Source organism: Bradyrhizobium erythrophlei (genome assembly GCF_042430365.1).
In the GTDB taxonomy this organism is placed as follows: domain Bacteria; phylum Pseudomonadota; class Alphaproteobacteria; order Rhizobiales; family Xanthobacteraceae; genus Bradyrhizobium; species Bradyrhizobium erythrophlei.
The window spans coordinates 204383-215926 of the sequence record NZ_JBHMET010000154.1; the positions used below are offsets into that span (position 1 = coordinate 204383).

An 11544-nucleotide genomic window follows, 5' to 3' on the forward strand; every position below is an offset into this window, starting at 1 on the left:
CCGAAAAACAAAAATGGCCGGGCGAGCCCGGCCATTTTCGCGTCAGCAGATTGCTGAAAATCTCAGTACAGCGGGAATGTCCGCGGATAGCCGCCGAGGTCCGCGGGCGGGCTGAGCGGCTGCCGGTCGATCGGTCGGTTGTTGTTCTCGCGCCCGAACGACGGATAGCCGATATCCGGCGGGTATGCGTAGTCGTTGAACTTGCGGTCGCCCGGCAGCACTTCAGTGCCGGCATCGAGCCACGAACGGGTGGTGACGTAGACGCGGGTGCGCGGCCCTTGCTGGTAGACGCGGTTCGGACCCTGCGGCCCGTAGACGGGGCGGCCGTCGCGGTCATATTGCTGGCGCTTGGTCTGGGCGCTGGCCGAGGTTGCGGTCGCGAGGACGGCAGCCGCAGCAAGCAGCACCACGAGCTTGTTCGCGGCAGGGAATTTCACGGTCATCGCAGTCCTCGTCATTACGGCCCACGGGGGGCTGGCGCATCCAAATCGGTTGGAACATAATGTAGCCGCCGAAGGGCCGCCATCGCTAGGTCAATTGCGCCACACCGGCCGACAATAACGTCGCCCGAAGCGCAAAAGTTTCATGAAAACCAGTGCCTTGCCACGGTATCGCCATCAAAGGGCGCCGCGCAGCCGCGGGTTCTCGCTGCCCATGACCCAGTCGGACGACAGCGCTGCCGGACCGGCCGGGGCGCACTCGGTGCGCTTCAGCTCTGCCCGGGCAAACAATTCGGCCAGCTTCGGGTCGTTTCCCGCGGTCAGCAGGGTGAGCCGGTTCAACATGCAGCCAATCGCGGCGCGCCTGGCCGGTATGCTGGTGCCTTGGCAGGTCCAGCCGGAGATCCGCAAATGCGGCTCGTCGATCTGCTTGAGGAAGCCAAGGCAGGCGCGGGCGCCGTCCCCTGCCTGCGGGTGCAACAGTGTCACGCCGCCGAGCTTGCTGTCGATGATCCCGGCGGCCTCGAGCTCGCGCTCGCCGTCCGGATTCATCCCCGCGGCAATCGCGGTCATGGCCGGCGCCGCGGCCTCGCCGCCGGGGCGGTAGATTTCGAGCTCGGCAAGCGGCCTCTTGTCGGCATCGATCCACCGGAAGACGTCCCTGCGGCCGCCCTGCGGATGCCGGAAGATCTCGTAAGCCTCTGTTTTGTCGCGCGAATCGATTTGGTTCACAGCGAAGGCGGGCGCTGAGCGGCTGGCCAGGCTCCAGCTCGCGGCCGTCGGCTCCATGGCGGTTGCGTCCGGCAGCTGCTCCCATAGATAGACGCCGAGAACGGCAAACAGCGCGAGCGTCATGACATAGGCGAATAGCCGTGACAGCGTGGCGTAGACCTCGTCAACGAAGCTCGTCAGCGCGGACGGAATTCTCGTATGATGGGGAGAGGCCGGATCGGCCCGGAACAGACGCATCAGAACGCTCGAACGCCACGCTAACGTTGTCTTGATGGGCTTTCTCGCATAGAAGCGCTGCCTCCTCCCTTTCCGCAGAGCGCGGGGATGTGGGCATTTTTCGTCGGAGAGTGAACGATGGGTTACAAAGTCGCAGTGGTCGGAGCGACCGGCAATGTCGGGCGGGAAATGCTCAACATTCTCGACGAGCGCAAATTCCCCGCTGACGAGGTCGTCGTGCTGGCGTCACGCCGCAGCGTCGGCGTCGAGGTCTCCTATGGCGACCGCACCCTGAAGGTCAAGGCGCTCGAGCATTATGACTTCTCCGACGTCGACATTTGCCTGATGTCGGCCGGCGGGTCGGTGTCGAAGGAATGGTCGCCGAAGATCGGCGCCGCCGGCGCTGTCGTGATCGACAATTCCTCGGCCTGGCGCATGGATCCGGACGTGCCGCTGATCGTGCCGGAAGTGAACGCGGATGCGGCTGCCGGCTTCAGCAAGAAGAACATCATCGCCAATCCGAACTGCTCGACCGCCCAGCTCGTCGTGGCGCTGAAGCCGCTGCACGACAAAGCGACCATCACGCGCGTCGTGGTCTCGACCTATCAATCGGTGTCGGGCGCCGGCAAGGATGCGATGGACGAATTGTTCTCGCAGACCAAGGCCGTCTACACCAACGACGAGCTGGTCAACAACAAGTTCCCCAAGCGCATCGCCTTCAACGTCATCCCCCAGATCGACGTCTTCATGGAAGACGGCTTCACCAAGGAAGAGTGGAAGATGATGGCGGAGACCAAGAAGATTCTTGATCCCAAGATCAAGCTCACCGCAACCTGCGTGCGCGTGCCGGTCTTTGTCGGCCACTCCGAGGCCGTCAATGTCGAGTTCGCGAACCCGATCACCGCAGACGAGGCGCGCAACATCCTGCGCAACGCGCCGGGCTGCCTCGTGATCGACAAGCACGAGCCGGGCGGCTACGTCACGCCCTATGAAGCGGCCGGCGAGGACGCGACCTATATCAGCCGCATCCGCGAGGATGCGACGGTGGAGAACGGCATCGCGTTCTGGTGCGTGTCGGACAATCTGCGCAAGGGCGCCGCGCTCAACGCGGTGCAGATCGCCGAGGTCCTGATCAACCGCAAGCTGATCACAGCGAAGAAGAAGGCGGCGTAACGGCGCAATTCAGGACGTCAGGAAGCGGTCGATACGATGACGGACGAACCGGCGACCTATCGGCCCAATCCGGCGCTGAAGCGCGTTGAGACCGGCTTTGAAAGCCTGATCTTCAACAGCTTCTCCGACCGCTGGAGCGGCGGCGACCACGGCGGCGAATGAGATTTGTAGAGTGGGCAAAGGCGCTCCCGCGCCGTGCCCACCAATCCGGACCAGGTGTTAGTTGGTGGGCACGCGGAGCTTGTCATCGGGCGCGCGTTCGCGCCACCCGTTGGCCCACCCTACGCAGCTATTGGCCCGCTTTCAGCGCGTCGCGCACGCTGAGGAATTCCTTGGCGACCTGATCGAGCACGAACAGTGAGCCTTCGGCGACACCGAAATAGGCGCCGTGCAGCTTCGTCTCGCCGCTCTCGACCATCTCGCGCACGAACGGGAACGTCATCAGGTTCTCGAGTGAGCGGAACACCGCGGCTTTCTCGATGCGGACGACGAAGTCCTGCATGCTCTCATGCTCGCGCTGCTCGACCACCTCGCCCGGCTTGATGAACATCTGCATCCACTTGCCGATAAAATCGCCCGGCGACAGCGGCTTGATCTTGTCGACAAAGGCGCGGATGCCGCCGCACTGGGCGTGACCGAGCACGACGATATGCTTCACCTTCAGCACGTTGACGGCGTATTCCAGCGCGGCCGAGACGCCGTGGGTTCCGCTGTCCGGATGATAGACCGGAACCAGATTGGCGACGTTGCGGACGACGAACAATTCGCCGGGGCCGGCGTCGAAGATCACCTCAGGCGACACGCGGGAGTCGCAGCAGCCGATCACCATGACCTCGGGCGACTGGCCGCGTTCCGAGAGCTCACGGTAGCGCGTCTGCTCCGTCGGCAGCCGCTGCGTCGTGAAGGTCCGGTAGCCTTCGATCAATTGCTTTGGGAAGGAGATCATGGCCCTTGGCTAATCATAAGCCGGTGACCTGAACAAGGCTTCCGAAGCACGGGCCGAGATGATAGGGCCAAGGGCTTGAAAAGCCGCCATCAGCGGTGCCTAAACAACAGACTTTGCCAGTCGAGCCCTCGAGGAGGCCCCCATGACCCGTCCGCGCCGCAGCCTGTTGTTCATGCCGGGATCGAACGCGCGGGCGCTGGAAAAGGCCCGCACGCTGGCGGCCGACGGTATCATCCTGGACCTTGAGGATTCGGTCGCCCCGGACGCCAAGGCCGTGGCGCGCGACCAGATCGCGCAAGCCGTCGCGGCGAAGGGCTTCGGCAGGCGCGAGGTGCTGATCCGCATCAACGCGCTCGACACGCCCTGGTGGGTCGACGACATCGGCATGGCCGGCAAGGCCCAGCCCGACGGCATCCTGGTTCCAAAAATCTCCACCGTCGACGATCTGAACGCGGTCGCCGATCGCCTGAGCGACATCAACGCGCCCACCTCGATCCGGGTCTGGGCCATGATCGAAACCGCGCGCGCGGTGCTCGACGCCGACAAGCTTGCCGCCGCATCGAAGGATTCGGAGACGCGGCTCGCCGGCTTCGTGTTCGGGCCCAACGATATCTCGCGCGAGACGCGGATCCGGATGAAGCCGGGCCGCGCGGCGATGATCCCGATGATCACGCATTGCATCCTGGCGACGCGCGCGCATGGGCTCGAAATCCTCGATGGACCCTATAGCGACATCGGCAATATCGACGGCTTCGCTGAAGAGTGCGCGCAGGGCCGCGACCTCGGCTTCGACGGCAAGACGCTGATCCATCCGAGCCACATCGAGGCCTGCAACGCGATCTTCACGCCGCCGGAGGCCGAGGTCGCCGAGGCCCGCAAGATCATCGCCGCATTCGAGAAGCCGGAGAACGCCGCGCGCGGCGCGATCCAGCTCGACGGCCGCATGGTGGAGCGCCTGCACGCCGACATGGCCCGCCGCACCATCGCGATCGCGGATGCGATCGCCGCGATGGGGCGTTAGCTTATCCTCCCTTGGAGGGGGAAAATCTCGCCGTTGCCCAGGCATAGAGGCTGCCTGGAATCGGCGCGTCCTTGCCGCGTCCCTTCGGCGAGATGTGCAGTCCGACGATCTCGGGGTCGTCAAGGTACTTCGAAAAATCCGACGGCTCGAAGAACAGTTTCGGCTCGGCATGCACGGCGTAGAAGGATTGCTTCGGCAGCGCGTACCGAAGTTCACCTTCACGATGCGCCAACGCGGTGAGCGCGGCGGGGCCAAAGATCGCGACGCGGATGTCGGAGAGGCGATTGGATTTGCCGCGCAGCCGGCGCAGCGCGAAGGTCAGGCGATGGCGCAGTGCCAGCCAGTCCGGCGTCAGCTCGTTCTGCGCCATCAGCGCTTCGAACGCGCGCACGATCGGATCATCCGGCGGCAGATACAGCACGGAGTTGCCGAGCTGCCGCGGCCGTTCCCAGGCGAAATAGGGTTTTGCGGGATCGATCTCGACAGGTTTCAAGAGCAGCACGTCGGCGTCGAGCCAGAGGCCGGCGCGCTGGGCCATCAGCTTCATGCGGAAGAAGTCGCTGAACTGCAGGATGGTCCAGTCGCGCCACGAACCATCGGGCTGCGGCGGACGCAGCCGCTCGGCAAATGAATGCGGCAGCACCGCCTCGGCCTCGGCATTGCCGACGCCCGCGGGGAGGCCGGGTATCGTGTCGAAGCTGTAGACCGTGACCTTGTGGCCGGCCGCCACCTGCGAGCGCAGGCAGGTCTGACGCAGCGCATCCATCGGGCCATGCCAGAACGTGACGACGTCAGGCCGCATGCGCGTCGTCTCCTCGACAAAAGAGCCCCGATTTTGTCGGGGCTCTCGTAACACAATCGAAGGCGGAGAGCATCAAGCCCAGGCACGCTCCTTGAGCTTGGTCTCATAGGCGTCGATGGACGTCTTCTTTTCCATCGTCAGTCCGATGTCGTCGAGGCCGTTGATCAGGCAGTGCTTGCGGAACGGATCGATCTCGAACTTCACCTTGCCGCCGTCGGGCCCACGGATCTCCTGGTTGGGGAGGTCGATGGTCAGCGTCGCGTTGGCGCCGCGCTCGGCGTCGTCGAACAGCTTGTCGAGGTCTTGCTGCGACACCCGGATCGGCAGAATGCCGTTCTTGAAGCAGTTGTTGTAGAAGATGTCGCCGAACGAGGTCGAGATCACGCAGCGGATGCCGAAGTCGAGCAGCGCCCAGGGGGCGTGCTCGCGGCTCGAGCCGCAGCCGAAATTGTCGCCGGCGACGAGCACCTTGGCGTTGCGATAGGCCGGCTTGTTGAGGATGAAGTCCTCGTTCTCGCTGCCGTCATCCTTGTAGCGCTGCTCGGAGAAAAGCCCCTTGCCAAGGCCGGTGCGCTTGATGGTCTTGAGGTACTGCTTGGGAATGATCATGTCGGTGTCGACATTGATGATCTTCAGCGGCGCCGCGACGCCTTCCAGCGTGGTGAACTTGTCCATCGATGCACTTCCCGGTCGAAATGAGGGATAGGGGCGGGAGATTTATCGCGAATACCGTCCGGGCAAAAGGCCAATTTCCGCAATGCTGGAGCCCGTTTGGGTCTGATCGAGCCCGGATCCGGGCCCCCGGAGGGGCCTTCGCCGGAGCGCTTCTAGCGCGCGGCGGCCTCAATCGCCTCCATATCGGCGTCCGACAGGCCGAAATGGTGGCCGATCTCGTGAATCAGCACGTGGCGGACGATATGGCCGAGGGTCTCGTCGTGCTCGGCCCAGTAGTCGAGGATCGGCCGGCGGTAGAGCCAGATCAGGTTGGGCAGCCGGGCGACATCGCTATAACTCTGCTGCGGCAGGCCGATGCCCTGGAATAGCCCGAGCAGGTCGAACTCGCTTTCGGCCTGCATCTCGTCGAGCACCTCGTCGGTCGGGAAATCGTCGACGCGGATGATCAGGCCCTCGCAGAGGGCTCGAAACGTCTTGGGCAGGCGCTCGAAAACCTCGTGCGCCATGGCCTCCATCTCGGCGAGCGAGGGGGCTTTGGCTGTGGTCCACATGACACGCATTTAGCGCGAGTTTCGCCGGCCGCGCCAGCAGAGTTGACCTTGGCGGCGCAATGGGAGACCGTGCGGCCGAAATCGGGTCTCGGGTGGGCGGAATGAAACGGATTGTAGCGGCGGCGCTGTTGGCGGCATCGGTCGGGGTCTCGCTTCCATGTGCGGACGCGCTGGCGCAGACGGCGCAAGCGGGTGTGCGCACCGCGCAAGCGACCTCACCCGCTCCGAGCGACGTGTCCGCGCAGCACCGCCGGCTCAAGCGCGTGCCGATCTACCGGCCCGATCATTGGGAGCCGGATGTCATTCCGCGCTACAATCCCGGTCCCAACGCCGTGCGCGACTGCACCGCGACCTACGTGCAGGAGCACCGGCCGAGCGGCACCGTGATCACCCCGCGCATGAACTGCTACTGGCGGCCCGGCTAGCGCCTCTCATTGCCGGATCGCGCGCGGGCGTCCGCGCAGCGCGCCGATCAATCCGGCTGCGACGACCATTGCTGATGTTCCGTAGACCAGGACCGCCATCACCGCCTGCGTGAGATGGCTCGCCGTTCCCATCCCGCCACCTGGTCCCTGCGAAGCCACCGCAACATCGGGGCCGAGCATCGCCGAACCGCACAACGCCGCGGTGAGCGCGCTGCGCATGAAGCCGTCGCTGATATTCGATCGAGTCATGCTGATGTCCTGCAACGGAAGACACGCCACAAGATACCATCGCGGCCTGCGCCGGTTTTGCGCGTCGGAATGAAAATCTTGGGTGTCGCACTGGAACTCGACCGCGCCAGCGGCATTCATCATTGTGGCGCAGCTATTCACTCCCCGTTCACGCCGGCCGCATTCACTTTGAGATCTGCGTCGCGGCAATGGGGTCGTCTCGAACCGCGTTGCAAGGCGTGACTTCAAGGGAATCAAGGAGACCACAAATGAAGGTGACGAAGGTTCTGGGGCTTGCTTCCGTCAGTGCAATGCTCGCGTTGACCGCGCCGACCCAGCAGGCACAGGCGCTCTCGCTGGCTACGCCCAGTGCGGCCGCAGCGGTTCAGGACGAATCGATGATCACGCAGGTGCGCGGGCACGGGCATGGGCACGGATGGCACCGTGGCTGGAATCGCGGCCGTCATCTTGGCTGGTATCGCGGTCGCCATCGTGGTCACTGGCGCTGAAGAGACGCGGCGTATCAGCGCAGCCCGGACACAGGCCCGTGAGCAGCGGGCCTGTTGCCGTTTCCAGTCATGAAACCGGCAGATTCCGGCGTGCGTACTGCGTCGATCGAGATCTGCAGGAGATGGTCATGATGAGATGGATGGGTGCCGCCCTGATCGCAGCGGTGTTTGCCCTGGCGGCGCCGGCGTCGGCTGCGACATCAGCAAAGCCGCACGCGGACGCGCGGCAGCGGCTCGCGGGCAAGGCGACGGATTTCAGCGCGCAGCATCGTCACCACCACCATCATCACCACTATCGCCATTATCACCGGCCGTATTACGGGCCGTATTATCGATCCTATGACCGGTCTTACGATCCCTATTATTATGGATATTACGGCCGCCCGGCCTATTACCGGCCGTATCCCTACTATTCGCCGGCGCCGTTCACGTTCGGCTTCGGGTTCGGCCCGTTCTGGTGACATTCGCGCGCAGCTGCAGCGGCGCCTTGCGCGAATGAAGGAAGGGCGGCGCCGATCGACCGGCGCCGCCCTTCAGGCGCAGATGCCATGGATCGTCGCGATCAGGCTGCGCGAATCTGCTCCAGGAACGCGTTGACGTCGGTGCGCAGCCGGGTCGACTGATGGCTGAGATCGTCGGCGGCCGTCAGCACCTGCATGGCCGCCGTTCCGGTCTCGGTGGCGGCCTCGTTGACGCTGCCGACATTGGTCGACACTTCGCTGGTGCCGCGCGAGACTTCCTGAACATTCTTCGAGATGTCGCGGGTCGCGGCGCTCTGCTGTTCGACGGCAGCGGCGATCGCGGCCGCGATCTCGTTCACCTGTCCGATGGTGCCGCCGATCGTCCTGATCGCGGCCACCGCGTCGTTGGTCTCTTGCTGGATCGCCGCGATCTGCGAGGAGATCTCTTCGGTCGCCTTGGCGGTCTGGGTGGCGAGCGCCTTCACCTCATTGGCGACGACGGCAAAGCCCCGGCCGGACTCGCCGGCCCGTGCCGCCTCGATCGTGGCGTTCAGCGCCAGCAGATTGGTCTGCGCGGCGATGCTCTGGATCAGCGACACCACTTCGCCGATCCGCTGCGCCGCCGCGGCGAGGCTCTCCACCGTCGCGTTGGTGCGATTGGTCTCGTTCACCGCGGCCTTCGCGGTCTCCGCCGCCTGCGTCACCTGTCGCGTGATTTCGCTGATCGAGGCGTGCAGCTCCTCGGTCGCGACCGCGACGGTCTGAACATTCGCCGAAGCCTCGTTCGAGGCGTTGGCGACGAAGGTCGCCTGCCGGCTGGTTTCCTCCGCCGTCGCCGACATGCTGCCGGCGGTCGCATGCATCTCGGTCGACGCCGCGGTCAGCGCGTTGAGCGCCTCGGACACCTGGCTGTCGAAGGTCGCGATATGCGCCTCGACGGCGCGCTGCCGCGCTTCCTTGCGCCGCTGCTCCTCGCGTTGCTCCGCTTCGAGCCGCCGCGCCGTGATCGCATTCTCCTTGAACACCAGCAGTGACTTGGCGAGGCCGCCGACCTCGTCGGTGCGATCGTCGCCGACGACGGCGATATCGAGATCGCCGGCGGCGAGCTTCGTCATCTCCTCGGTCATGCGCGACAGCGGGCGCGCAATCTGGCTGAACGCGATCCAGGCCAGGATATTGAAGGCACAGAGTAGGCCGGCAGCGGCGCCGAACAGCAGCACCAGGCGGGTCTGGTCGGCGGTCGCCACGCTCTGGTCACGCGCCGCCTGCATGCCCGTGACGTTGGCGGCGATCAAATTCGCGACAGCCTCCATCGCGATCTGGCGATGCTTGGCCGCGACATTGCGCGAATAGGCGAAGGCGTCCTCCAGCTTGCCGGCGGAAACGAGCTCGAACACCCTGGCGCTGGCCTCGCGCCGGTCCTTCACCGCATTGCGCAACGTGTCGATGAGCTGGCGCTGGGTAGCATCGGTGGTGATGGCGGACAGGCGGTCGATCGCCGCCAGCGTCGCATCCGTTGCTTTGCCGTAGCTCTCGATATTGGAGGCGATCGCCTTGGCGTCGGAGGCGCTCAGGATGACGTTCTTCTCGCTCACCGCCGCGCTGTTGAAGTTGCTTTCGGCCTCGAGGCTGTATTCGACGCGGCGGGCATTGCCGTCGACGAGATCGGACGCCGTCGCCGACAGATGGCTCAGCGCCAGCGACGCCTGGACGACGATGCCGATCGCGACCAGGGCGACAATCGCCGCCGGCACCGCGATCTTGGCGATGATGGGCAGATTCCGGAATGTGACGGTCATGCTGAGATTCACCATGCGGTTCGCGCCTTGCACGCCGGGCTGATCGCTCGGCCACCGGCCAAGCGGACGCGGCGTCGCGGCTCGCCTCAACGCAAGGCTTCACCACGAGGTCTTGAACCGGTCCTGAACGTCCTGATTGATTGCCGGCTGACCTTACGGGTTAACCCTTAGCAAAGTGTTCACACGTGGAAATTACGGGGAGCTGCAATCAGGGCGTGAAGCCCTGGGCGAGCAGCACAATGGCCTGCGCGCCGGCTTTGCGATCCCTGGAGATCTCGATGTATTCCGGCGACTCGGCCCAGGCACTGAACGCGGCTTGGTCCGGGAACGACATCAGCACGAGCTTGTCGCGATCCCAGGTGCCTTCGAGGACGGCCGGCCTCTCATCGGCCGACAGCAGCCGCCCGTTGAACTTCCTGAACACGTCGAAGAAGCGCGCCTGATAGCGATCGTAGGCGGAGCGGTCGGTCATCTTGAGCTGCACGATCACATAGACGGTCATTGTCAGGTCCTCCCGGCGGTACGTCGCGCCTGTGCGCGTTCATGGCGCATTCAGATGACCATCTCTACCGTTACGCTGGGAGCGACTGCAATGAACGCAACGGAATGGCTGCAACGCGGCAGCGGTGTTCATTGCTTGTTGTCAGGAAGGTTCACAGATGAGGGAGAGCTATCCTGGCCGCACGCTGATGCGTCGTCTCGGCGTCGCGGCGGCCGCGATCTTTGCATTGTCGATCGCCTCGCAGCAGCGTGCCGAGGCGCTGTCGCTGGCAAGCCCGGCCGCGCTGCCCGCGGCGAAGCAAGCGGCCGACGGCCTGACGACCCAGGTTCGTCATGGCGGTGGCGGTTTCCACGGTGGTGGGTTTCACGGCGGCGGATTCCGCGGTGGCGGATTTCATGGCGGTGGCTTTCATGGTGGCGGATTCAGGGGCTTCCATGGTGGCGGTTTTCGCGCGGCACCCGCCTTCCATGGCGGCTATCGCTACGGCGGCTACCATCGCTACTACGGCGGCGGTTACCGCTACGCCTACCGGCCCTATTACCGCCGGCACTTCTACCATCGGCGCTTCTTCTACGGGCCGTCCTACTATTACCCGGCCTATTACTATCCGCACCGCTATTGCCGCGTGATCTGGACCTATTACGGTCCGCGCAGGATCTGCCGCTACCGTCCGTGGTGGTATCGCCATCACTATTGGCGGCCGTACGGGTATTATTGGTGAGATGGGATACGGCAGGCGGGCGCCGAACGGCGCCCGCCTAGTCTGGAGATGGCGCGGGCCTGTCCGCGCGTCATTGCGAGGAGCTCGCGACAAAATTGCAAAGCAATTTTGCGCTGAAGCGACGAAGCAATCCATAGTTCCGCACGTGCGGAAGAATGGATTGCTTCGCTTCGCTCGCAATGACGAAGACACTCTCGATTCACATGTCAAACAGCGATGAGGATGTGAGTCCGCGTTCTCGCGACGTGAGTCGTCCGAGCTTTGCGTCACTCTCCACCCTCTCCTCAAGCAGAGGGCGCAGGGAAAGCCGGGTGCCGATTGCACCCATGGGCCCTGTGCAACA

General features: G+C 64.5%; 16 protein-coding genes. 7 read left to right on the forward strand and 9 right to left on the reverse strand.

What is annotated here, in order from left to right; all coding sequences use genetic code 11:
* Positions 1-62: 62 nt before the first annotated feature.
* Together ACFFWD_RS24400 and ACFFWD_RS24405 are read right to left on the reverse strand one after the other, a co-directional pair.
* Complete coding sequence (locus ACFFWD_RS24400; RefSeq protein ID WP_376969331.1) at positions 63-443, reverse strand: hypothetical protein; 381 nt, start codon at positions 441-443, stop codon at positions 63-65.
* A 174-nt stretch (positions 444-617) separates the two neighbouring features.
* Positions 618-1409, reverse strand: coding sequence for a hypothetical protein (locus tag ACFFWD_RS24405; protein WP_376969333.1), 792 nt, complete (start codon positions 1407-1409; stop codon positions 618-620).
* 117 nt (positions 1410-1526) lie between these two features.
* Here ACFFWD_RS24405 and ACFFWD_RS24410 point away from each other — a divergent pair, with 117 nt between their 5' ends.
* Both ACFFWD_RS24410 and ACFFWD_RS24415 read left to right on the forward strand, forming a co-directional pair.
* A complete protein-coding gene (locus ACFFWD_RS24410; RefSeq protein WP_376969335.1) occupies positions 1527-2561 on the forward strand; it encodes an aspartate-semialdehyde dehydrogenase in 1035 nt (344 codons plus the stop codon).
* A gap of 36 nt (positions 2562-2597) precedes the next feature.
* Positions 2598-2723 (forward strand): hypothetical protein, encoded by a 126-nt coding sequence (locus ACFFWD_RS24415; RefSeq protein WP_376969337.1) that lies wholly within the window; start codon positions 2598-2600, stop codon positions 2721-2723.
* Positions 2724-2850: 127 nt separating this feature from the next.
* Here the strand turns inward: ACFFWD_RS24415 and ACFFWD_RS24420 are convergent, their stop codons facing one another.
* Complete coding sequence (locus ACFFWD_RS24420; protein WP_376969339.1) at positions 2851-3507, reverse strand: carbonic anhydrase; 657 nt, start codon at positions 3505-3507, stop codon at positions 2851-2853.
* A gap of 142 nt (positions 3508-3649) precedes the next feature.
* Between ACFFWD_RS24420 and ACFFWD_RS24425 the strand changes: the two genes are divergently transcribed.
* Positions 3650-4528: an HpcH/HpaI aldolase/citrate lyase family protein gene (locus ACFFWD_RS24425; RefSeq protein WP_376969341.1), complete on the forward strand. Its 879-nt coding sequence runs from the start codon at positions 3650-3652 to the stop codon at positions 4526-4528.
* A 1-nt stretch (position 4529) separates the two neighbouring features.
* Here ACFFWD_RS24425 and ACFFWD_RS24430 read toward each other — a convergent pair whose 3' ends face one another.
* The 3 genes from ACFFWD_RS24430 to ACFFWD_RS24440 form a co-directional block, all read right to left on the reverse strand.
* The gene (locus ACFFWD_RS24430; protein WP_376969343.1) at positions 4530-5330 is read right to left on the reverse strand and encodes a glycosyltransferase family 32 protein; all 801 of its coding nucleotides are present in this window, start codon (positions 5328-5330) and stop codon (positions 4530-4532) included.
* A 72-nt stretch (positions 5331-5402) separates the two neighbouring features.
* A complete protein-coding gene (leuD, locus tag ACFFWD_RS24435) occupies positions 5403-6005 on the reverse strand; it encodes a 3-isopropylmalate dehydratase small subunit (RefSeq protein ID WP_376969345.1) in 603 nt (200 codons plus the stop codon).
* A gap of 152 nt (positions 6006-6157) precedes the next feature.
* Positions 6158-6556, reverse strand: coding sequence for a metallopeptidase family protein (locus tag ACFFWD_RS24440; protein WP_376969347.1), 399 nt, complete (start codon positions 6554-6556; stop codon positions 6158-6160).
* A 101-nt stretch (positions 6557-6657) separates the two neighbouring features.
* Here ACFFWD_RS24440 and ACFFWD_RS24445 point away from each other — a divergent pair, with 101 nt between their 5' ends.
* Positions 6658-6981, forward strand: a complete 324-nt coding sequence (locus ACFFWD_RS24445) for a hypothetical protein (protein WP_376969349.1) — start codon at positions 6658-6660, stop codon at positions 6979-6981.
* 6 nt (positions 6982-6987) lie between these two features.
* Here ACFFWD_RS24445 and ACFFWD_RS24450 read toward each other — a convergent pair whose 3' ends face one another.
* A complete protein-coding gene (locus tag ACFFWD_RS24450) occupies positions 6988-7230 on the reverse strand; it encodes a hypothetical protein (protein WP_376969350.1) in 243 nt (80 codons plus the stop codon).
* 248 nt (positions 7231-7478) lie between these two features.
* On the opposite strand from ACFFWD_RS24450, the gene ACFFWD_RS24455 reads away from it, so the two are divergent.
* Positions 7479-7718, forward strand: a complete 240-nt coding sequence (locus tag ACFFWD_RS24455) for a hypothetical protein (protein WP_376969352.1) — start codon at positions 7479-7481, stop codon at positions 7716-7718.
* Positions 7719-7846: 128 nt separating this feature from the next.
* The gene (locus tag ACFFWD_RS24460; RefSeq protein ID WP_376969354.1) at positions 7847-8179 is read left to right on the forward strand and encodes a hypothetical protein; all 333 of its coding nucleotides are present in this window, start codon (positions 7847-7849) and stop codon (positions 8177-8179) included.
* Positions 8180-8280: 101 nt separating this feature from the next.
* Here ACFFWD_RS24460 and ACFFWD_RS24465 read toward each other — a convergent pair whose 3' ends face one another.
* Positions 8281-9978 carry a methyl-accepting chemotaxis protein gene (locus tag ACFFWD_RS24465; protein WP_376969356.1) on the reverse strand — a complete coding sequence of 566 codons (1698 nt, stop codon included), beginning with the start codon at positions 9976-9978 and terminating at the stop codon, positions 8281-8283.
* Positions 9979-10186: 208 nt separating this feature from the next.
* Positions 10187-10480, reverse strand: coding sequence for a DUF1330 domain-containing protein (locus ACFFWD_RS24470; RefSeq protein WP_376969358.1), 294 nt, complete (start codon positions 10478-10480; stop codon positions 10187-10189).
* A gap of 157 nt (positions 10481-10637) precedes the next feature.
* Between ACFFWD_RS24470 and ACFFWD_RS24475 the strand changes: the two genes are divergently transcribed.
* Positions 10638-11201: a hypothetical protein gene (locus ACFFWD_RS24475; RefSeq protein WP_376969360.1), complete on the forward strand. Its 564-nt coding sequence runs from the start codon at positions 10638-10640 to the stop codon at positions 11199-11201.
* Positions 11202-11544 lie beyond the last annotated feature (343 nt).